The sequence below is a fragment of the Pseudomonas fluorescens genome (genome assembly GCF_002837185.1).
Lineage (GTDB): Bacteria > Pseudomonadota > Gammaproteobacteria > Pseudomonadales > Pseudomonadaceae > Aquipseudomonas > Aquipseudomonas fluorescens_AM.
In genome coordinates this window covers 1-20,226 of sequence record NZ_KZ478029.1, presented here as the reverse complement: position 1 = coordinate 20,226, position 20,226 = coordinate 1, and the positions used below count along the sequence as shown (strand labels likewise).

Below are 20,226 nucleotides of genomic sequence, written 5' to 3'. Positions count from 1 at the left end.
CCCATCATGGACCCAACACCTAACACCAGCCCCGACGAAGTCGTCACGCTGGTCGTCAAGCACCGGGTCAAGCCCGGCCGTGAAACCGAGTACGAAGCCTGGCTGCGCCGCATCGTGCGCATCGCCGGTGAACGCCCCGGCCACCTTGGCGTCGACGTCGTGCGCAGCCAGCAGAGCGGCATGGCCCTGTTTACCTGCGTACTGCGCTATCGCTCCACCGCCGCCCTGGAGTTGTGGCTCGAGTCCCCGCAACGCCAGGCCCTGATCGACGAAGCCGCGCCGATGCTGGCTGACGGCGACCAGACTGAAATCGGCGGCGCCAATGAATTCTGGTTCGCCCCCCAGGCCGACGGCGCCGCCAAGCCGCCGCGCTGGAAGCAGGCGGTGGTGAGCCTGTTTGTGATCCTGCCGCAAACCCTGCTCCTGCCGTTTATCTGGGGGCCGATCCTGCGGTTGCATCCGTTTCTGTCCAACTACGTGGTCTCCACCTTCCTGGTCACCCTGACCATCGTGCTGCTGGTGGTTTACCTGCTGATGCCGGCGGCCACCCGGCTGTTCGCTCCCTGGCTTGAAGCCTCTGTAAAGGAAACCCTATGAACGCCGATCTGATTCTGTTCAATGGCCAGTTCCACACCGTGGACCGGGAAAACCCACACGCCAGTGCCGTCGCCATTCGTGACGGGCGCTTCGTCGCAGTGGGCACTGACGGTGAAGCCATGGCCCTGCGCGGCAGCGCCACCCAGGTCATCGATCTCAAGGGCCGTACCGTGATTCCCGGCCTCAACGACTCGCACCTGCACCTGATCCGCGGCGGATTGAACTACAACCTCGAGTTGCGCTGGGAAGGCGTGCCGTCCCTGGCCGATGCCCTGCGCATGCTCAAGGACCAGGCCGACCGTACCCCCACGCCGCAATGGGTACGCGTGGTGGGTGGCTGGAACGAATTCCAGTTCGCCGAAAAACGCATGCCCACGCTTGAAGAACTCAACCAGGCCGCGCCGGATACCCCGGTATTCGTGCTGCACCTGTACGACCGCGCCTTGCTCAATCGTGCGGCGTTGCGCGTGGCCGGTTACACCAGGGACACGCCGAACCCACCGGGCGGCGAAATTGTGCGTGACAGCAACGGTAACCCCACCGGCATGCTGGTGGCGCGGCCCAACGCGATGATTCTGTACTCGACCCTGGCCAAAGGCCCGAAACTGCCGTTGGAGTACCAGGTCAACTCCACCCGCCAGTTCATGCGTGAACTCAATCGCCTCGGCCTGACCAGCGCCATCGACGCCGGCGGCGGTTTCCAGAACTATCCCGACGACTATGCGGTGATCGAGCAACTGGCCAGGGACCAGCAGCTGACGGTGCGCATCGCCTACAACCTGTTCACCCAGAAGCCCAAGGAAGAGCTCAGCGACTTCAAGAACTGGACTGGCAGCGTCACCCTGCATCAGGGCGATGACTACCTGCGCCACAACGGTGCCGGCGAGATGCTGGTGTTTTCCGCCGCCGACTTCGAAGACTTCCTCGAACCGCGTCCGGACCTGCCGCTGACCATGGAGCAGGAGCTGGAACCGGTGGTGCGCCACTTGGTGGAACAGCGCTGGCCGTTCCGCCTGCATGCCACTTACGACGAATCCATCTCGCGCATGCTCGACGTATTCGAGAAGGTCAACTGCGACATTCCGTTCAATGGCCTGCCGTGGTTTTTCGATCACGCCGAAACCATCACCCCGAAAAACATCGAGCGCGTGCGTGCCCTCGGCGGCGGTATTGCGATCCAGGACCGCATGGCGTTCCAGGGCGAATACTTCGTTGAGCGCTACGGTGCCAAGGCCGCCGAAGCGACGCCGCCGATCAAGCGCATGCTCGCCGAAGGCGTACCGGTAGGCGCGGGCACCGATGCCACGCGGGTGTCGAGCTACAACCCGTGGACGTCGCTGTACTGGATGGTCAGCGGCCGCACCGTCGGTGGCCTGGAACTGCACGCCGAGGGCCTGCCGCGCCTCACCGCGCTGGAGCTGTTTACCCACGGCAGCGCCTGGTTCTCGTCCGAGCAGGGCAAGAAAGGCCAGATCAAGGTCGGCCAACTGGCAGACGTTGCGGCGTTGTCGGCGGATTTCTTCAGCGTTGACGAAGAAGCCATCAAGTGGATCGAGTCGGTACTGACCGTGGTCGGCGGCAAGGTGGTGTATGGCGCCGGCGACTTCGACGATTACGCACCGCCGCGCGTTCCGGTACTGCCGGACTGGTCGCCGGTGGTCAAGGTGCCGGGGCACTGGCGCCCAAGCTCGCCACTGCAGGCCCAGGTGCACCAGTGCAGCGGCCCCTGCGGCGTGCATGCCCACAGCCATGAAAAGGCCCGTCTTTCCAGCGTGCCGGTCAGCGACTTCCAGGGCTTCTGGGGTGCGTTCGGCTGCTCGTGCTTTGCCTTCTAATCAAAACCCAAGGAGTTAACCCATGACTTACAAGCGCTTGAACAAAGATGACGCGGTTGTCCTGCTCGTCGATCACCAGACCGGTCTGATCTCGCTGGTGCAGGATTTCTCCCCCAACGAATTCAAGAACAACGTGCTGGCCCTGGCCGACGTGGCGAAGTTCTTCAACCTGCCGACCATCCTGACCACCAGCTTTGAAAGCGGCCCCAACGGCCCACTGGTGCCGGAACTCAAGGCGCTGTTCCCGGACGCGCCGTACATCGCTCGCCCTGGCCAGATCAACGCCTGGGACAACGAAGAGTTCGTCAAGGCCGTCAAGGCCACCGGCCGCAAGCAGATCATCATTGCCGGTGTCGTGACCGATGTGTGCGTCGCGTTCCCGACCCTCTGTGCCCTCGATGAAGGCTTCGAGGTGTTCGTGGTCACCGACGCCTCCGGTACCTTCAACGAAACCGTGCAACAAGCGGCCTGGGCGCGTATGACCGCTGCCGGTGCGCAACTGGTGAACTGGTTCGCCGTGGCCTGCGAGCTGCAGGTTGACTGGCGCAACGACATGGAAGGCCTGGCCAACCTGCTGTCGCCGCGCATCCCCAACTACCGCAACCTGATGAACAGCTACTCGGCGTTCACCGCCAAGTAAACCGGTCTCAACGTTCCCTGTGGGAGGGGGCTTGCCCCCGATAGCGGTGCAACAGTCACAGTTGCTGTGTCTGAACCACCGCCATCGGGGGCAAGCCCCCTCCCACATTTGACTGTGCTCACACTTTTGGTTTGTGGTGTGACCACTGACCGGTTATAAAACAGCCCATCGTCCACCGAGAAGCGACAATGAACCCCTTCGAAGACATGCGCCTGTTCTGCCAGGTCATGGAGTCCGGCAGTTTCACCGCCGCTGCCGAGCAACTGGGCCTGTCCAAGCAGTTCGTCAGCCGCCGCCTGATCCAGCTGGAAGACCGCCTGGGCGTGCGCCTGCTCAACCGCTCCACGCGCCGCCTGGATGTCACGCCGCTGGGCCAGAGTTACTACGAATCGGCCTTGCGCCTGCTCAGTGATGTCGAGCAAGTGGAGCAGGGTATTGCCGGCCAGAACAGCGAACCGCGCGGCACCATCCGCCTCAGCGCGCCGCTGTCGTTTGCCATGGCGCATTTGGGTTGCCTGCTGCCGCTGTTCCTGCAGCGCTATCCGGACGTCGCGGTGGAAGTCGACCTCAGCGACCGCCCGGTGGACCTGATCGGCGAAGGCTACGATCTGGTGCTGCGCATCGGCACCCTGGAAGATTCCACCTTGATCGCCCGACGTATTGCCAGCATCCCGCGCGTCTACTGCGCCAGCCCCGATTACCTGGCCCTGCGCGGCACGCCGCACAAACCCGATGACCTCGCCGATCACGATTGCCTGCCCTACGGGCACGGTCGCCAGGTGCAATGGCGTTTCAAGGGCAAGCTGCAGGCGCTGAATGTGAGCGGGCGCATGCGCGTCAATAACGGCGATTTGCTGCGCGACACCGCGATTGCCGGCCTGGGCGTGACCTACCTGCCGACCTTTATCGTCGGCGATGCGTTGAAGGATGGTCGCCTGGTCAGCGTACTGGACGACTTCGCCCCCGAAGCCCTGACGTTGTCGGCGGTGTACCCCCAGCACCGACAGAGTTCGCGGCCGGTGCAGGCGTTGGTCGAATTCCTGCGCGAGCGTTTGGCTAGCGGCTGCTGAACAACTGCCGGATCAGGTTGGGCGTACTGCCGGTCCAACGCTTGAACGCGCGCCGAAAGTTCGCCGCATCGTTGAAGTTCAGGTAGGCGGCCACCTCGTCGTTACTCAGTCCCTTGACCTGATACAGGTGCAACGCCATGTGCTTGCGCACCCGGTCCACCTGTTGCTGATAGCCGGTGTCGTGCTTGTGCAGCTTGCGCTTGAGGGTGGCCGGGCTCATGGCGAAGGCCTGTGCGGCCTGTTCCAGGCTGGGCGGCTGGCGCACGTGCTCGCGCAGGTAGTCGTTAAGGCCGTCGAGAAAGCTGGCGGCAAAACCCAACTGTTCGATCTGTCCGCGGGCGTGCTGGCGCGCCACCTGGCCGGCCGTGGCCGAGGCGCCGGGCCAGGCGCGGGTGAGGTACTCGCGCGGCAGACACATCATGTCCAGCGGGCGTTCGAAGCGCGTCTGTTCGCCCAGGTGCACCCAGTATTGCTCTACGTACCGCGGCTCGGCATGGCTGAAGCTGCACACCCACGGCAGGCGCTCGCCGCCGAGCCATTGGCTCATGGCAACCAGCGCGGTCATGCTCGCTTCGAGCAAAAAGCGCCACTGCTCGCCGGCGCCGCAACTGTCCAGCCAGTACAGGTAGGCGTGGTGCTCATCCAGCTCCAGGTGCGGCGTGACCAGCGGGCTGAGCAGTACGTGCTGCTGGATCAGGATCTCCAGCGCCTGGTGCAGGTTCTGCGCATGTCCCAGTGCATGGCTGGCGGCGCCGTAGTGGCCGGGCAGCAGACGTTGGCCAAACAGGAAACTGCTGTCATCGGCGTCCAGCAGCTTGCGGCTGTTGCCGATCAGACCGAGCAACTGCTGCGGGCTCAAGTGGGCGTCGCCGGCCAGGATGTCCTCATGGAACAGCCCGGTGCCGCGCAGCAGGCGATGGCTGTCGATGTCCCGGGACAAGGCCAGGTCGATCAACGTAGCGGGTTGGTGGTGGCCGGGAATGAAGCGGCTGTCGCTTTCATACCAGTTGGCTTTCACCGCCATCTCAGGCGCTTTTCGCCAGGGGTTGCTTGGCCCGCGCCAGCGCCAGGTTCAGACGCTTGAGCAGGTCGTGGGGCGGCTCGTCCAGGGCCATCACCACCGCCGTGGTCGCCGCCAGCTGCAGGCGCTCGCCCTGTAGCCGGGTTTTGTGCGCCAGGCTCTGCACCGCCTGCTGCAACTCCAGCGCCAGCCCCTGGGCCTGGCGCTCGCCGGTGTTGGGCAGCAGCACCACAAAACGGTCGCCGGCCAGGCGGCATAACAAATCCTGACGGCGCAGGTTGAGCAGCAGCACATGGCTGACCGCCTGCAACACCGCATCGCCTTCGGCATGCCCGTAGGCCTGGTTGACGGCGGCGAAGCGGTCCAGGTCCAGGGCCAGCAGCGACAGCGGTTGCTGCTGGTCGCGGCTGTCGTGCAGGCTCTCCTGGAGTTGGCGCTTGAGGTAGTCGGCACCGGCCAGGGGCGTGAGTTTGTCGAACAGCCGATGCTCGCGAAACAGCCGCTCGCGCTTTTCCATCTGCGCGCTGATCGCCAGTTGTTCGCGGTGCCAGTGGTAGATGCCGATGGTCAGCAGAATCATGCCCACCGGCATCGGCCCCGATTCTAGCCAGTGATCCCAGGTGATGCTGTCGGGCAGGCGGATGAACTCGTCGAGGCTGTCGATCCACCAGGAAAAGAAGATGCACGACAAACCCAGTGCCAGGTAGTTTGTGACCCGTCCGGCGGGCCGGCTTTTGAGCACCAGGCCCAGCCAGATCAGCGCGAGCAGCGCCGAACCGCCTTCGCCGACGATATCCAGCCACACCCATTCACTGATGCTTTTGAGCTCGCCGCAGGCCAGGTGCAGGATCAGCCCGAGGTTGGCCGCGATCAGCAGCAGGGCAAGTTTCCAGCGGTGGGGTTTGAGCACGCGAAACATGGCTGCGGGTCCTTGGACAGGTAAGCGATGGACGCCAGCACAGCAGATGCATGTGACGGTTGGATGACGGTGGGGGAGGGTCGAATCAGCTCATCTGACCGGCAATGAAAGTCAAACAATGTGGGAGGGGGCTTGCCCCCGATAGCGGTGTGCCAGCGACAAATAAGCTGGCTGATAGACCGCTATCGGGGGCAAGCCCCCTCCCACAGGGGATTTTCACCGGTCATATCAGCTCATTGTGAGCCAAGAGTTCGTTCAAAGCCCCGGTTTACGGGCCTCGCTACCCAGCGCTGTCACAGAACCGTCATCCCCCACCCCTAGCTTGCCCTCCCAGTTGCCGGGTCCCTTGCCTGGCGCCAACGGATTCTTGGGGAGGGTTTCATGTACAAGCGCACCGGGCTCGTCAGCTTCACGCTTACCGCCTTGGCCCTGGCAATCGCCTGCGAGCGGCTCAACGCCGCCGAAGCGGCCACCACCGAGCATGTCGATGTGGTCGGGCAGGCCGCCGCCATTGGCAGCGCCCTCAGGGAGCAACGCGTCTCCGACAGCATCAAGAGCGTGGTGCATGCCGACGGTGTGGCCCAGTTGCCGGATGAAAACGTCGCCGAAGCGGTGCAGCGCCTGCCGGGGATCAGCGTCGAACGTGACCAGGGCGAAGGCCGGTTTGTCAGCGTGCGCGGCCTGGGGCCGGACCTCAACAGCGTGACCATCAACGGCACTCTGGTGCCCTCGCCCGAAAGCGAGCGCCGCGCCGTGGCTCTCGACGTACTGCCCTCGGAACTGGTGCAGTCGCTGTCGGTGATCAAGACGCTGACGCCGGACATGGACGCCAACTCCCTCGGCGGCACCGTCGACGTAAAAAGCCTGTCGGCGTTCGACCACAAGGGCCTGTTCTACACCGGCAGCACCGAGGCCAGCTACGACAAGAACACCCGCCAGACCAGCCCGAAATTCTCCGGCGCCGCCAGCAACCGCTTCAGCCTTGGCGAGGGTGTCGACAATTTCGGCGTGGCTGCGGCCCTCAGTTGGCAGAAGCGCGATTTCGGCTCGGACAACGTCGAAACCGGCGGCGCCTGGGATTTTCGCAACGGCGCCAGGCTCAACGAGTTCGAGCAGCGCGACTACGACATCAGCCGCGAACGCGCCGGTGGTGGCCTGAACTTCGACTACAAGCCCGATGACCTGAGCAGCTACTACCTGCGCACCCTCTACAGCCGCTACAAGGACACCGAAACGCGCAACGCCGCCAGCCTCGAATTCGCGGAACCACAAGCGCCGGGCGAACTGGGCGAGGCCGACGGCAAGCGCAAGCTCAAGAACCGCGAAGAAACCCAGCAGATCCAGTCCTACGTGTTCGGCGGCGAGCGGATGCTCGGCCTGTGGACCTTGAGTGGCCAGGCCGGTTACAGCCGCTCCAGTGAGGACAGCCCGGTGCATATCGCCGGGGCCACCTTTGACGGCGGTGACTTTGCAGGCAGCGGTTTCTACGACAAGGCCAAGCCACGCCCGATCATCGGCAGCGGCTTCTACGACGCCGGCAATTTCAGCCTCGATAAAGTCGACTGGGAGAAACAGCACACCCAGGACACCGAGAAAAACCTGCGCCTGGACCTGGCCCGTGACTATGACCTGAGTGGCTACGCCTCACAGTTCAAGTTCGGCGGCAAGGTCAGCCGCCGCCATAAAGACAACGACCTGCAAGCCTGGGCCTACAAGGACCTGGATGAACAGGGCTTCACTGACGAGCAGCTCAACCTCACGCAGTTCCAGAAGGGCAACGTCGACTACCGTCTCGGCCGCTTTGGCCCAGGCATCAGCGCGGGCAATATCCGCCAGTTGATCGGTGGCCTCAACCGTGATGACTTCTACGACCCGACCGAATCGCGGGTCAACGACTTCACAATCCGCGAGGACATCAACGCCGGCTACCTGATGAACACCGTCGACATCGACGACTGGCGGTTCATTGCCGGGATGCGCTACGAGGGCACCGAATTCGACGCCAAGGGCACCGGCGCCACGGACGGTCAGTTCAGCACCACCGACACCAAACGCCGTTATCACCACTGGTTGCCGGGCCTGCACGCGCGCTACCAGATCGACAAGAACACCCAGCTGCGTGCCGCCTGGACCAAGTCCGTGGTACGCCCGACCTTTGGTCAACTGGCCCCAGGCTTCGTGATCGACGAGGACGAAGCCACCTTCGGCAACCCGGACCTCAAGCCCCTGGAGTCGAGCAACCTGGACCTGGGCATCGAACACTTCATGGGCCGCGCCGGTAGCGTGTCGGCGTTCGTGTTCTACAAGGACATCCAGAATTTCGTCTACAACACCGACGTCGCCGGCACGGGCGCCTGGACCAACTTCGCCGAGGCCCACACCTTTGCCAACGGTGACAGCGCCAAGCTGTATGGCCTGGAACTGGCCTACTCACAAAAATTCGACTGGCTGCCCGCGCCGTGGAACGGCCTGCTGATCGGCGCCAACAGCACCTTCAGCCGCTCCAGCGCGGACATCGAGGGCTTCGACAGTGCCGGCGGGCGCAACCGCAAGCGCAACATCAGCCTGCCCAACCAGTCGGACAGCGTCGGCAACCTGGTGCTGGGCTGGGAAGACGAGAAACTCAGCCTGCGCCTCTCCGCCAACTACAAGTCGGCCTACCTGTACGAGCTGGCGTCGATCAACGACAAAGCCCATGACCTGCATGTGGATGCGCAGACCTTCGTCGATTTCAGCGCGCGTTATTCGCTGAGCAAAAACCTGCAAGTGAGCTTCGAGGCACAGAACCTGACGGATGAGTCGTACTTCGTCTACACCGGCCACCGCAGCTACAACGGCCAGTACGAAGAGTACGGGCCCACTTACAAGCTGGGCCTGACCTTCACCCATTTTTGAATTCAACCCATTCCCAATGTGGGAGGGGGCTTGCCCCCGATAGCAGTGGGTCAGTCAAAGCTGCATCAACTGACACATCGCCATCGGGGGCAAGCCCCCTCCCACAGTGGATCTTCACCGTATTCGAAGGATTTGCCTGTTCATGAGAACTTCCAGGCTGTACCTGCTGATCGCGCTGGTCATCAGCGCTAATGCATTCGCCACTGACCTGGCCCTGACCCCCTGGGCGCCGGGCCTGAATGCCGAGGCTGTCGCATTCCTGCCCAACCGCACCGACCCTGTGGTCGCCAGTACCCGCGATGGCCTGTTGCTGCTTGACGAAAAAGGCGCCGAACTGGCCCGATTCAACGGCAATTTCAGCAGCCTCGACAGCCGCACCGCCGGCAACCGATCGCTGGTCGCCAGCCTCGACAACGACCGCCAGCAGGCCGTGTTGATCAGCCTTGATGTCGCTGGCAAGGCCTGGGGCAAGCCGCTGTATCTGCCCACCCGCGACTTCCCGGTGAACGGCCTGTGCCTGTACCGCGATGCTGCGGGCAATCTGTTCGTGTTCCTGGTGGGTGAGGAGGGCAAGGGCGAGCAATGGCTGGTGGGCAGTGGCGCGACGCTGCTGGCCCAGGCGCAGCGCGTGCGCGGCCTGCCGCTGCCGCCGTCGGCGCAGTTCTGTCAGGTGGACGATGGGGCCGAGCGCCTGCTGGTGAACGAAGCAAACGTCGGCTGGTGGGCCTACCCGGCGCACCCGGAAGCCGAGGTGAAACGCACGCCCGTGGCGCTGTTCGACAATCTCGGGCGCGAAGCTGGCGCCATGGCGCTGATGCCGGGTGGGGTGGTGGCGCTGGACCCGAAAACCGCTCGCTTGCATCTGTTCCAGCAGACCGGCGAACGCTGGGCCGAGCAATCGAGCCTGACCTTGCCGGGCCTCAAGGAGCCGGAGCAACTGGCGATCAACGGCCGGCATCTGTTGGTACGCGATGATGACAGCGGCCAGCTCTACCAGGGCAAACTCGACTGGCAGGCCACGCCGGTACCGGCCGCCCCGGGGCTGGCGCAGGTCACGGCTCTGCGCCAGACCGAGCCGGTGAGTCGCCAGGGCGATGCGGCGGATGATCCGGCCATCTGGATTCACCCGCACACACCCACGCACAGCCGCGTATTGGGCACCAACAAGAAGCACGGCCTGCTCGCCTATGACCTCAACGGCAAGCTGCTGCAGGAACTGGCGGTCGGGCGCCTGAACAATGTCGACGTACGCCCCAACTTCAAGCTGGGCACGCAGACCGTCGACCTCGCCGTCGCCAGCAATCGCGATCGCAACAGCCTGAGCCTGTTCAGCATCGACCGCCAGAGCGGCGAGCTGCAGGAAGCCGGCGAAGTGCCGACGCCGCTCAAAGAGATCTACGGCATCTGCCTGTTCCAGCCCGCCGGCGGCGAGCTGTATGCGATAGCCAACGGCAAGGACGGCACCTTCCTGCAATACCGCATGAGTGCCCCGACCGGGCGTGTGCAGGGCGAGCTGGTGCGACAGTTCAAGGTCGACAGCCAGCCGGAAGGTTGTGTGGCCGATGACCAACGCCAGCGCTTGTTCCTGGGGGAGGAGGACGTCGGCGTGTGGGCGCTGGATGCCCGCGCCGACCAACCGGCCACGCTGACCAGCGTGATCAAGGTCGGCGCGCAACTGCACGCGGATGTCGAAGGCCTGGCGCTGTACCAGAGCGTCGCACGGGATTACCTGGTGATCTCGAGCCAGGGCAATGACAGCTACCTGGTGCTGGATGCCGAACCGCCGTTCGCCGTGCACGGTGCCTTTCGCGTCGGCTTGAACGCCGCCGCCGGCATCGACGGGGCCTCCGAAACCGACGGCCTGGAAGCCACCGCCATCAACTTGGGCGGACCGTGGAGCCAGGGCATGCTGGTGGTGCAGGACGGGCGCAAGCGCATGCCCGAGCAAGCCCAGAACTTCAAGTTCGTGCCCTGGGCCGAGGTGACCCGCGCGCTGAAACTGCCTTGAGCTGTCATCACGCAGTCATCCGTTTTTAATCGAATAGGAGTTTCACCATGCACGCGACGATGGAACATATGACGATCTGGAGCTTGATCAGCGATGCCAGCCTGTTGGTCAAGACGGTGATGATCACTTTGCTGCTGGCGTCCCTGCTCAGTTGGTACCTGATCATTCGGCGCGGCAGTGTGCTGCGGCGCCTGGAGCGGCAATTGAATGATTTCGTGGCGCGCTTTCGCGTCGCATCGGACTTACAGCCGCTGTACCGCGACGCCGTGCAGGCAGGCAAGGACGGTGTTGCGCCGATCTTTATCGCCGGTATGCAGGAATACCAGCACCTGCACACCCATGACCCTGCGGTGCTCGAAGGCGTGGAACGTGCGCTGCAGGTGGCAATCACCGAGCAGGAGCTGGAGCTGGAAAAGGGCCTGCAGTTTCTTGCGACGGTGGGTTCGGTCAGCCCCTATATCGGGTTGTTCGGCACCGTGTGGGGCATCATGAATTCGTTCCTGGGCTTGTCCCAGGTACAACAGGCCACCTTGTCCACGGTGGCGCCGGGGATTGCCGAAGCCTTGATCGCCACGGCCATTGGCCTGTTTGCGGCGATTCCGGCCGTGATCGCCTATAACCGTTTTGCCGCGCGCAGCCAGACCCTGCTCACCCGCTACTACGCCTTCGGCAACGAACTGCAAGTGCGCCTGCATCGCGCCCTGCGCGGTACCTCAATCAACCTGGCCGTGGCCGCCTGAACAGGAGCGAACCGATGTTGACCAGGCCGCAACGCAAACACGGGCCCAAGGCCGAGATGAACGTGGTGCCCTATATCGATGTGATGCTGGTGCTGCTGGTGATCTTCATGGTCACCGCGCCCATGCTGACCCAGGGCGTGAAGATCGAATTGCCCAAGGTCGCCGCCGAGGCGCTGGCCACCGACACCCGCCAGCAAATCCTCACGCTGTCGGTGAAGGCGGACGGCGGTTACTACTGGAACCTGGGCGGCGAACTCGACACACGGCACCAGACCGACAGCGCCGTGAGCCTGGAAGACATGGGCGCCAAGGTCATGCAGGTGGTGGCGGCGCGCAGCGACACCCAGGTGTATATCCGCGCTGACGACAACGCCGGGTACGGTCGCGTGGTGGCCGCCATGGCGGTGTTGCAAAAGGGCGGTGTCACCCACCTGGGGCTGGTGACCGAGGCCCCCCAATGACCGCGATGATCATGCACGGTGCGACGCGGGCGCAGATGCCGGACAGCGACGGGCTGTGGCGCAACAGCCTGGCGGCAGGCCTGGCCGTGGCGCTGCATGTGGCGGTAGCGGCGGCGCTGATGCTGGGCTGGTCGCCGGAAAAACCGCAGGCAGACGCGCCGAGGGTGATGCACACGCAGTTGGTGATGATGCCGGCGCCAGCGCCTGAGCCGGTAGCCCCGCTTACTCCCGTAGCGCCTGAGCCTGTTGTTGTCCCTGTACCGGCCAAACCAACGGTTGACCCGCAGATTCAGGCGCAAAAACTTGAGAAAGCCGCCCTGGCGCGCAAACGGGTCGAAGCGCAGAAAATCGAACAGCAGCGCCTGGCCGCCGAGCAACGCAATCGGGAGCTGGAGCAGCAACGTCTGAACCAGGAGCGTGTGGCTGCTGAAAAAGCCCGCGCCGCCGTGCCCGCGCCCACCGCTGCTCCGGCGTTCGATAGCCGCCAGTACCAGCCCTTGAGCAAGGCCGTCCCGGACTACCCGGAGCGTGCACTGGACAAAAATATTGAAGGCGACTGTTCGGTGGAATACACCGTCAATCCCCAGGGCCGGGTGGAAAACCCCAAGGTACTGGACGGCTGTCACCCATTGTTTATCCGACCCTCACTGGCGGCGGCGAATACCTTTCGCTATCAGCCGAGGATCGTCGACGGCAAGCCCGTCGCCGTACCGGCGGTGCGCAACACCTTTCACTACCGCATAAAATGAGACCCACCAGTACCCCGATAAAACTGTGGGAGGGGGCTTGCCCCCGATTGCTGAGTGTCAGCCAATGCATCATTTGACTGATGCACCGCTATCGGGGGCAAGCCCCCTCCCACATTTTGGATCGCCTCAGGCGTTGGCGACGTTGGCTAATTCAAGGCCCGTTAAATACCGCTGCAGATTCGCCAGGAACGTATCGGCAATCTCATCCTTGCTATGGGTGGAGATCGCCGAGGTGTGCGGCGACAACCGCACCCTCGGATGCGTGTACAACGGATGCCCATCCGGCAACGGCTCAGGCTCGGTCACGTCGAGTGACGCCAGCCCGATCCGGCCGCTATCCAGCGCCTCCAGCAGCGCCTCCTGGTCCAGCAACCCACCCCGCGCGATATTGATCAGGTGCAGCCCCGGCCTGGCGCTGCCCAGTACGTCGCGATTGATGATCCGCCGCGTCGCATCGGTCAGCGGTGCCGCCACCACCAGATGATCGGCACGGGCGAACAGGTCGTGGATATCCTTGGCCGGCTCCACACCGTCGACGCCAAATGGCGTCGCGCTTTGGCGCAGCGCTACGACCTTGATGCCCAGGGCCAGGGCCTTTTGCGCCAGGCGCTGGCCAATCGCACCAAACCCGAGAATGCCCAGGGTCGTGCCCTTGAGCGGGCGCAACGCGGTGAACTGCCACTGCGAATCCTGCACCCAGATAGCCGGCAGATGCTTGGACGCGGCAAAGATTGCGGCCAGGGCGAACTCGGCCAGGTTGTCGGCGGCGCTGCCCCGTGACGTGGTCACCGGCGGGCCGTTGAACAGCCATTGCGGGTAGAAGTCGATGCCCGATGACACCAGATGCACCCATTGCGCGCCGTAGGGCCAGCCCGGTGGCGGCGTATCGGGTGCGGTGTAACCGCGCACGTTGATGGGGCGCAGCAGCAGGATATTCGCCTGGGGCGGCAGGTCGCTGGGCACGCCGACGGGCACCCCGATCACCTGGGCCTGGGGATGCAGCGTGGCGAGCCGCGCGCGGATCACGTCGTTGTAGTCTTCGTCCAACTGGCTGGCAATAATCACCTGACTCATGTGCGATCCTTCTGACGTTGGGCGAACACCGCTTTGCCGACGCCTTGCAGCACGGCGTCGTTCTGTGGGGTATGCACGCGACTGCACAGCACGTCGCGATAATGCCGTTGCAGTGGGCTGTGCCGTGACAGGCCGGGGTTGCCCGAGGCCTCGATGGCCAACTCGACCGCACGAATGGCGTTACCGGTCACCAGGTACTTCAATTGCGCCGCGTTGGCGACCGGGGTACGGCCGTGGGCGGCGGCGTCGAGCAGGCTGCGGTTGGCAAACAACAAGGTGTCGATATGGCCGACGGTTTCCTGGAAACGCGGCAAGGTCGACAGCGCTGCACCGAGATTCGACGGCTGGCGTTCTTCCAGCCAGTGCACCAGCCAGTCCCGCGCAGCCTGGGCCACAGCGTCGTACACCGATGACAGCAGCACCGACATCCACAGGAATCCCTCGCCATCGAGCTCCGGCTGCGGCGCACTCCAGGGGCTGACGCTGACCGCGTGGTCCAGCGGCACCCGCACATTGTCGAGCACCACTTCATGGCTGCAGGTGGCGCGCATGCCCAGGTGATCCCAGGTGTCGATGATGCTCACGCCGGGGCTGTCCTTGGGCACCAGCCAGGCGCCCACCAGCGGGTCGGCATCGTCACTGCGCGCCCAGACGCTGAACCAGCTCAGGCCATGGCTGCCGGTGGAGTAGATCTTGCGCCCGCTGATGCGCCAGCCTTCGGCGCTGCGCACGGCGATGGTCGCCGGCAGGCCGCCGCGGGCCGGTGTGCCCAGGTCCGGCTCGACGCGCAGGGCATTGATCAGCGCGCCCTTTTTCACCGCGTCCTCGGCGACGCGCACCCGCAAGTGCCGGGGCCAGGTCTGGCTGTCTTGCAGGCGGGTGTGTTGCAGATATTGCATCACCAGGATCAGCGCGGTGGAGGGCTCGCCCCTGGCAATCGCGCTGATGGCTTTGCGCGCCAGGGGCAGGTTGGCGCCGCCGCCGCCGAGGGTTTTGGGCACCGTGAGCGCGGTCAGGCCGTGGGCGTGCAGCAACGCGAAGTTGGCGTGGGGGAAGGCGCCGCTTTCATCGTAAAGATGTGCGGTGCTGGCCAGCTCGGCGCTGAGGCGTTCGAGGGTGGCGTCGAAATCGACGGCTTCCACGGCGCGTAGAGGCGATTGAGTCATAAGCATGTACCCGATTAAAAATGTGGGCGGGAGCTTGCCCCCGATAGCGGTGGTTCAGCCAAGGTATGTACCGCCTGACACACCGCCATCGGGGGCAAGCCCCCTCCCACAGGGGATAGTGGTCAACGGTTCGAAACGGTTGAGGTAGTGCGGGCTGGATTTGGCGTGGATATGCAGGCTGTCGGCGATGAACACGAAGTCGAACCGGGCGGCTTCGGCCAATTCGGTCTGCTGCTTGTAAAAGCCGAAATTCGTACTGGCGTCGGGCTGCGCCTGCGGGTGACGCCATTCGCCCCACCCGTGGCCGACACCGTGCACCATGGCACCGAGTTTCAATTGACGTGGCTTGCTCATGGGCTGCTCCTTAGCGTGAGGCTTGGGAATTGGGGGCGCGCAGGGCGTTGAAGCCTTTGTCGAAGCCTTGCGACACGTCGATATGCCGGCTCAGCAGGCCTTCTTTCTGGTAGGTGTCGGCGGTGGCTTGCAGGCCGCTGATCACGGCGTCGTCGATCAGCACCGGGGCCAGGCGGGTGTCCTTGGCCACTTCGATGTGCACGGCCAGCGGCAGGCCGGTGATTCTGGCCTGGGCGGCGGCGTATTCGTCGGGGTGGCGGTTGGCCCAGGCATAGGCGCGGTCAACGCGGGCGACAAAGTCGTCCAGTTGCACGCGTTTGTCGGCAATGGCGCTGTCGGTGGCGGCGAAGTACAGGTGGTTGCTCAACAGGTTTTTGCCGCTGACCAGCACACGGGCGTTGCTTTGCGAGGTAACCACGGTGGTGTACGGGTCCCAGGTGGCCCAGGCATCGGCGGTGCCGTTGTCCAGCACCAGCCGCGATTCGGCGGGCAGCAGGAAGATGAACTGCACATCCTGTGAGGTCAGGCCTGCGCCGGCCAGGGCTTTGATCGCCAGGTAGTGCCCGATGGAGCCGCGTCCGGTGACGATTTTCTTGCCCTTGAGGTCGGCGGCGGTCTTGATCGGCGAATCCTGCGGCACCAGCAGGGCGGTGGTGTTACGCCCTTCGGCGTGGATGATGCTGATCACTTTGAGCGATGCACCGGCGCCGAGGGCGAACACATAGGGCGCATCGCCCAGGGCGCCGACATCCACCGCACCGGCATTCAGCGCTTCGCCCAGGGGCGAGGCCGAGGGAAATTCCGACCACTTGATTTCGTACGGTACGTTTCGGGTCTCGCCTGAGGCTTCCAGCAGCGCTTTGATCGTCGACTTCTGGTTGGCCACGCGCAGGGGTTGCAGGTCGGCGGCATGGACGTTGCCGAGCAGGCCGAGCGCCAGGGCGCCGCCCAGCAACAGGCGCTTGAAAGGGGTAGTAGACAGCATGGGACAGACTCCAGGCGTTGGGTAAGGGAAGATGCCTCCGCCTGGAGAAGGGGTCGGATTTCCGGGGAACGGTGCAGCGGTGGATCAGATCACGTAGAAGCCGTGGGTGGCGTCGCGCGCCAATTGCTCGACCAGGCCGAATTCCCAGTCCAGGTAGGCCTGCATGGCTTCGCGTGGGTTATCGGTGCCTTCATAGGGGCGGCGGTAGCGGTCGATGCGCGGTGAGGCAAGATGGCTTTCACCTGCTTCCAGCGGCAGTTGCGCAGCGACCCAGGCGGCGGTGCCGTCGTGCAACAGGTACACCTGCCTGCCGGTCAACGCTTGAACTTCAGCCACCGCCAGGCGCGCCAACTGGCTGCTGCCGCAGGTCAATACGTAGCGCTGCGCGGTGGGCACCTTGGCCAGGGCCTCGGGCAATTGCGCGCGCAGCACCCACCAGGCGCCGGGGATATGGCGTTTCACGTAATTGGCGCTGGCGGTGAAATCCAGCACCACGGTGTCGCCATGATCGAGCCAGTCGGCCAGTGTCGGCGGGCTGATCAGTTCGGCCTGGGGCGGCGCGGGCACCGGGGCGATCCAGGCGCCCTGTGCGCTGAAGTGCGCGTCTTGCAGCTCGTCCAGCACAAAGACTTCCCAACCCAATTGCGCGAGCCAGGACGCCGACATGTTCGCGCGCACGCCGTCATCGTCCACCAATACCAGGCGCGCGCCACGCACGCTGGCGACGTGATCGGTTTCCTGCACCAGTTGCCCGCCCGGTGTGGAGCGGGCGCCGGGCAGGTGGCCGGCTTCGAATTCTTCCGGGGTGCGCACGTCGAACAGGTAAGTGGTGCGTGCCCCATCCTGCTGCCAGCGTTGCAGGTCATCCAGGGTTGCACGGCCGACGCGAGCCTTGTCGGCCACGCCGCGCGCCTGCTGGGCGGCGCTGCGCCGATGTTCCTCAGCGGTCGGGGCAAAGCGGCGCGCCTGGCCATGGGCGAGTGTCTGGCCGGCCAGGGTCCAGCCGATGGTGCCGTTGCGCAGCGCCGACACCGGGTTGGCCACGCCGGCATTGATCAGCGACTGGGTGCCGATGATGCTGCGGGTACGCCCGGCGCAGTTGACGATAATGCGCGTGGCCGGGTCCGGGGCCAGTTCACGGGCGCGCAGCACCAGCTCGGCACCCGGCACGCTGATGCCGGTGGGGATGCTCATGGTCTGGTATTCATCGAAACGCCGGGCGTCGAGCACCACCACATCGGCCTCGTTGTCGAGCAGCGCCTGGACCTCTTCGGCCGCCAGGGACGGCGTGTGGCGCTGGTTTTCCACCAATTCGCCAAAGGCTTTGCTCGGCACATTGACGTCGATAAACAGCTCGCCGCCGGCCTGGCGCCAACCCTCAAGGCCGCCTTCAAGCAGGCTGACCCGCGTGTAGCCCAGGGCAACCAGGCGTTCGGTGGCGCGTTCGGCCAACCCTTCACCGTTGTCGTACAGCGTGACCTGGGTATCGCGGCGTGGAATGCGCGAATACACCTCCAGTTCCAGCTTGGACAGTGAGATATTCGCGGCAAACAGCGGATGGCCTTGGGCAAACGGCGCTTCCTCGCGCACGTCTACCAGGGCGACTTCCTCGCGGTCCAACAGGGCCTGGCGAATCTGGGCAAAGCTGCGGGTCGATACGGTGCTCATAGGGCAGGGCTCTTTTCTTTGGACAAGTCCCAGATATTCGGGAGGTAGGCGTTGGAATAGCCGGAGATGAACAGTTTTTCGCTGCCGTCGACTTGATACACCGCACGGCGCACCGCGCCGATGTTGGCGCCGTACACATGAATGCTGACGGACACCTGGTCATCGTAAGCATTACTCACCTGATGGATATCACCGATCCTGGGCGACACCGCTTCGACCTGGCCAGGCCGCAGATGCACCGGCGTGCCCTCGGCAACCAGCGCGCCATCGGCCGTCCGGGCAAACCCCTGGGAAAACTCCGCACCGCGCAACATGCCGATCAGCCCCCACACCCGATGATCGTGAATCGGCGTGCGCTGCCCCGGCCCCCAGACAAAACTGACGATGCTGAAGCGCTGGCGCGAATCGGCGTGCAGCAGAAATTGCTGGTAGCGCTCGGGGTCGGGTTGGGCGAACTCCTCGGGCAGCCAGTCGTCGTGGCTGACCAGTTGCGCCAGCAGCTTGCCGCCACGGTGCAGCAGGTCGCCTTCGCGCGGGTTGCCGTCGATCAGCTCAGCCAAGGCGCCAATAAAGGCGCGCAGTCTCTCGGGGTGTCGGGCCTGGCTCATGAACATTCCATAGGCGGTTTTGATAGGTTCATCTAAGCATAATGTTGATGGTTAATATGCTATTTTTTAATGATTAGCTTATAGCTGCAAGTAATTTAGAACCGCGCTGCATAGCATTAGACGTTATCGATCACTGCGCGGGCTATCCAGACCGGGTTGTGCCCACTATGCTTGCGACACATCTTAATGACTGTTCTCTATGTGCGGCCCAAATGAAAATTGACGATATCGATGCCTTTGTCGAAGTGATTCGTTGCCAGTCCATCAGCCACGCCGCCGAGTCGTTGCAATTGACCCAGCCGGCCATCACCCGCCGCGTGCAGAACTTCGAGCAGGCACTGGGGGTGGAGCTGTTCGACCGCAACACCAAACCCCTCAAGCCCACGCTGATCGGTACCCGGGTGTATGAGCAGTGCCGGCTGATCCTGCGTGAGATGGACGCGCTGCGCGAGTTGGTCGCCACCGATGCACCGCCTAGCGGCGTGTTGCGCCTGGGCGTGCCGCAGACCATCGGCGACGTGGTGCTGCTCGATGCGCTCAAGCACTTGCGCACCGAGTACGTCGACCTGCGCGCCCAGGTGGCCACGGGCTGGGGCAGCCAGTTGGTGGGCAAGATCGAACGCGGCGAGCTGGATGCGGCGGTGGCGTTGTTCCCGGCGGGCAAGATCTTTGCGGACACTATCGTCGGTGAGTCCATCGGCAAGATGGAACTGGTGGTGGTGTGCGCCAAGGCGCAACTGCCGAAAAAGCCGTGCAAGCTGGCCGACGTGTACCAGAACGGCTGGATCCTCAACCCGGACGGGTGTGGCTTCCGTGCCGGCTTGCAGCGCACCCTGGCGGATCAGGGGCTGGCCTTGCGGGTCAACCTGGAAACCTTTGGCACCGAGTTGCAACTGGGGCTGGTGGCGGATGGGCTGGGCCTGGGCCTGGTACCACGTCCGCTGCTCGAGCGCAGTGCCCATCGAGAGCAACTGGCAGTGATGCCGCTGAAGGATTTCAAGCCGGTGATGGATTTATGGCTGGTCTATCCGCACTTCCTTGGCAACCTGCAGGGGCCGGTGGATGCGTTTGGCAAATGGGTGGCCGATTCGCTGCACAAGATCCGCAATGCGGCCTGAATCCCTGTAGGAGGGGGCTTGCCCCCGATGGCGGCCTCCCAGCCGACAGCTACCCACCTGACACGCCTCGATCCAATGTGGGAGGGGGCTTGCCCCCGATGGCGGTCTCAGGATCGACCAAGATGTTGGATTGGACCCGAGTACATATCCGTTTCTGCGGTAACGGCGGCTGGCGGTTCCGCTTTTACAGCGGGTCACTTTTGGAAAAGAGCCCCAAAAGTAACCAAAAAGGCTCTTGCCCCACCACTCGGCACCTCGCCTAGGCTCGGTGTGCCCGAACGCAGGCTTGAATCCGTGGGCCGCCGCAATGGGCCATCC

17 protein-coding genes and 1 pseudogene are annotated in these 20,226 nt (G+C 64.1%); 10 read left to right on the top strand and 8 right to left on the bottom strand.

The features are described from left to right. Positions 1-6 precede the first annotated feature (6 nt). The 4 genes from CIB54_RS25385 (at position 7) to CIB54_RS25370 (ending at position 4,142) form a co-directional block, all read left to right on the top strand. The gene (locus tag CIB54_RS25385) at positions 7-597 is read left to right on the top strand and encodes an antibiotic biosynthesis monooxygenase (RefSeq protein WP_065952821.1); all 591 of its coding nucleotides are present in this window, start codon (positions 7-9) and stop codon (positions 595-597) included. Then, a complete protein-coding gene (locus CIB54_RS25380) occupies positions 594-2,432 on the top strand; it encodes an amidohydrolase (RefSeq protein WP_101221307.1) in 1,839 nt (612 codons plus the stop codon). Before CIB54_RS25385 ends, CIB54_RS25380 begins: the two co-directional genes overlap by 4 nt. A 22-nt stretch (positions 2,433-2,454) precedes the next feature. After that, positions 2,455-3,072, top strand: a complete 618-nt coding sequence (ycaC, locus tag CIB54_RS25375; protein WP_065952819.1) for an isochorismate family cysteine hydrolase YcaC — start codon at positions 2,455-2,457, stop codon at positions 3,070-3,072. A gap of 188 nt (positions 3,073-3,260) precedes the next feature. Beyond that, entirely contained in the window at positions 3,261-4,142 is an 882-nt protein-coding gene (locus CIB54_RS25370; RefSeq protein WP_065952818.1) for a LysR family transcriptional regulator, read from the top strand. Here the strand turns inward: CIB54_RS25370 and CIB54_RS25365 are convergent. Both CIB54_RS25365 and CIB54_RS25360 read right to left on the bottom strand, forming a co-directional pair. After that, positions 4,129-5,166, bottom strand: coding sequence for an AraC family transcriptional regulator (locus CIB54_RS25365; protein WP_065952817.1), 1,038 nt, complete (start codon positions 5,164-5,166; stop codon positions 4,129-4,131). The two genes, CIB54_RS25370 and CIB54_RS25365, sit on opposite strands and share 14 nt — an antisense overlap. 1 nt (position 5,167) lies before the next feature. Next, positions 5,168-6,082, bottom strand: coding sequence for a GGDEF domain-containing protein (locus tag CIB54_RS25360; protein ID WP_101221306.1), 915 nt, complete (start codon positions 6,080-6,082; stop codon positions 5,168-5,170). 381 nt (positions 6,083-6,463) lie between these two features. On the opposite strand from CIB54_RS25360, the gene CIB54_RS25355 reads away from it, so the two are divergent. From CIB54_RS25355 to CIB54_RS25335, 5 genes are all read left to right on the top strand, one after another. Next, the gene (locus tag CIB54_RS25355) at positions 6,464-8,977 is read left to right on the top strand and encodes a TonB-dependent receptor (RefSeq protein ID WP_101221305.1); all 2,514 of its coding nucleotides are present in this window, start codon (positions 6,464-6,466) and stop codon (positions 8,975-8,977) included. 142 nt (positions 8,978-9,119) lie between these two features. Further along, positions 9,120-10,985, top strand: a complete 1,866-nt coding sequence (locus tag CIB54_RS25350; RefSeq protein ID WP_101221304.1) for a phytase — start codon at positions 9,120-9,122, stop codon at positions 10,983-10,985. Positions 10,986-11,032: 47 nt separating this feature from the next. Then, positions 11,033-11,725 (top strand): protein TolQ, encoded by a 693-nt coding sequence (gene tolQ / locus CIB54_RS25345; protein WP_101221303.1) that lies wholly within the window; start codon positions 11,033-11,035, stop codon positions 11,723-11,725. A 14-nt stretch (positions 11,726-11,739) separates the two neighbouring features. After that, positions 11,740-12,186, top strand: a complete 447-nt coding sequence (tolR, locus tag CIB54_RS25340) for a protein TolR (RefSeq protein ID WP_065952812.1) — start codon at positions 11,740-11,742, stop codon at positions 12,184-12,186. Continuing rightward, positions 12,183-12,935, top strand: coding sequence for an energy transducer TonB (locus tag CIB54_RS25335; protein WP_065952811.1), 753 nt, complete (start codon positions 12,183-12,185; stop codon positions 12,933-12,935). Before tolR ends, CIB54_RS25335 begins: the two co-directional genes overlap by 4 nt. 126 nt (positions 12,936-13,061) lie before the next feature. On the opposite strand, the gene CIB54_RS25330 is transcribed toward CIB54_RS25335, so the two are convergent. The 6 genes and pseudogenes from CIB54_RS25330 to CIB54_RS25305 form a co-directional block, all read right to left on the bottom strand. Beyond that, entirely contained in the window at positions 13,062-14,009 is a 948-nt protein-coding gene (locus CIB54_RS25330; protein WP_101221302.1) for a D-isomer specific 2-hydroxyacid dehydrogenase family protein, read from the bottom strand. Beyond that, complete coding sequence (locus CIB54_RS25325; protein ID WP_065952809.1) at positions 14,006-15,175, bottom strand: acyl-CoA dehydrogenase family protein; 1,170 nt, start codon at positions 15,173-15,175, stop codon at positions 14,006-14,008. The genes CIB54_RS25330 and CIB54_RS25325 overlap by 4 nt, the downstream gene beginning before the upstream one ends. A 114-nt stretch (positions 15,176-15,289) precedes the next feature. After that, positions 15,290-15,529: pseudogene (locus CIB54_RS25320) on the bottom strand (LLM class flavin-dependent oxidoreductase); the annotation flags it as partial. 10 nt (positions 15,530-15,539) lie between these two features. After that, positions 15,540-16,514 (bottom strand): ABC transporter substrate-binding protein, encoded by a 975-nt coding sequence (locus CIB54_RS25315; RefSeq protein ID WP_101221301.1) that lies wholly within the window; start codon positions 16,512-16,514, stop codon positions 15,540-15,542. Between the two features lie 84 nt (positions 16,515-16,598). Further along, the gene (locus CIB54_RS25310; protein ID WP_101221300.1) at positions 16,599-18,182 is read right to left on the bottom strand and encodes a rhodanese homology domain-containing protein; all 1,584 of its coding nucleotides are present in this window, start codon (positions 18,180-18,182) and stop codon (positions 16,599-16,601) included. Further along, positions 18,179-18,790, bottom strand: coding sequence for a cysteine dioxygenase family protein (locus CIB54_RS25305; RefSeq protein ID WP_101221299.1), 612 nt, complete (start codon positions 18,788-18,790; stop codon positions 18,179-18,181). Before CIB54_RS25305 ends, CIB54_RS25310 begins: the two co-directional genes overlap by 4 nt. Positions 18,791-19,002: 212 nt before the next feature. Between CIB54_RS25305 and CIB54_RS25300 the strand changes: the two genes are divergently transcribed. Further along, positions 19,003-19,908 carry a LysR family transcriptional regulator gene (locus CIB54_RS25300; RefSeq protein WP_065952804.1) on the top strand — a complete coding sequence of 302 codons (906 nt, stop codon included), beginning with the start codon at positions 19,003-19,005 and terminating at the stop codon, positions 19,906-19,908. Positions 19,909-20,226: the final 318 nt, after the last annotated feature.

Excerpts from the sequence above, each read along its gene's own strand:
- CIB54_RS25315 (WP_101221301.1), bottom strand. The coding sequence starts at position 16,514 with ATGCTGTCTACTACCCCTTTCAAGCGCCTGTTGCTGGGCGGCGCCCTG.
- CIB54_RS25380 (WP_101221307.1), top strand. The coding sequence starts at position 594 with ATGAACGCCGATCTGATTCTGTTCAATGGCCAGTTCCACACCGTGGAC.
- CIB54_RS25355 (WP_101221305.1), top strand. The coding sequence starts at position 6,464 with ATGTACAAGCGCACCGGGCTCGTCAGCTTCACGCTTACCGCCTTGGCC.
- CIB54_RS25350 (WP_101221304.1), top strand. The coding sequence starts at position 9,120 with ATGAGAACTTCCAGGCTGTACCTGCTGATCGCGCTGGTCATCAGCGCT.
- CIB54_RS25360 (WP_101221306.1), bottom strand. The coding sequence starts at position 6,082 with ATGTTTCGCGTGCTCAAACCCCACCGCTGGAAACTTGCCCTGCTGCTG.
- CIB54_RS25310 (WP_101221300.1), bottom strand. The coding sequence starts at position 18,182 with ATGAGCACCGTATCGACCCGCAGCTTTGCCCAGATTCGCCAGGCCCTG.
- CIB54_RS25335 (WP_065952811.1), top strand. The coding sequence starts at position 12,183 with ATGACCGCGATGATCATGCACGGTGCGACGCGGGCGCAGATGCCGGAC.
- CIB54_RS25365 (WP_065952817.1), bottom strand. The coding sequence starts at position 5,166 with ATGGCGGTGAAAGCCAACTGGTATGAAAGCGACAGCCGCTTCATTCCC.
- tolR (WP_065952812.1), top strand. The coding sequence starts at position 11,740 with ATGTTGACCAGGCCGCAACGCAAACACGGGCCCAAGGCCGAGATGAAC.
- CIB54_RS25325 (WP_065952809.1), bottom strand. The coding sequence starts at position 15,175 with ATGACTCAATCGCCTCTACGCGCCGTGGAAGCCGTCGATTTCGACGCC.
- CIB54_RS25385 (WP_065952821.1), top strand. The coding sequence starts at position 7 with ATGGACCCAACACCTAACACCAGCCCCGACGAAGTCGTCACGCTGGTC.
- CIB54_RS25305 (WP_101221299.1), bottom strand. The coding sequence starts at position 18,790 with ATGAGCCAGGCCCGACACCCCGAGAGACTGCGCGCCTTTATTGGCGCC.
- tolQ (WP_101221303.1), top strand. The coding sequence starts at position 11,033 with ATGCACGCGACGATGGAACATATGACGATCTGGAGCTTGATCAGCGAT.
- CIB54_RS25330 (WP_101221302.1), bottom strand. The coding sequence starts at position 14,009 with ATGAGTCAGGTGATTATTGCCAGCCAGTTGGACGAAGACTACAACGAC.
- CIB54_RS25370 (WP_065952818.1), top strand. The coding sequence starts at position 3,261 with ATGAACCCCTTCGAAGACATGCGCCTGTTCTGCCAGGTCATGGAGTCC.
- ycaC (WP_065952819.1), top strand. The coding sequence starts at position 2,455 with ATGACTTACAAGCGCTTGAACAAAGATGACGCGGTTGTCCTGCTCGTC.
- CIB54_RS25300 (WP_065952804.1), top strand. The coding sequence starts at position 19,003 with ATGAAAATTGACGATATCGATGCCTTTGTCGAAGTGATTCGTTGCCAG.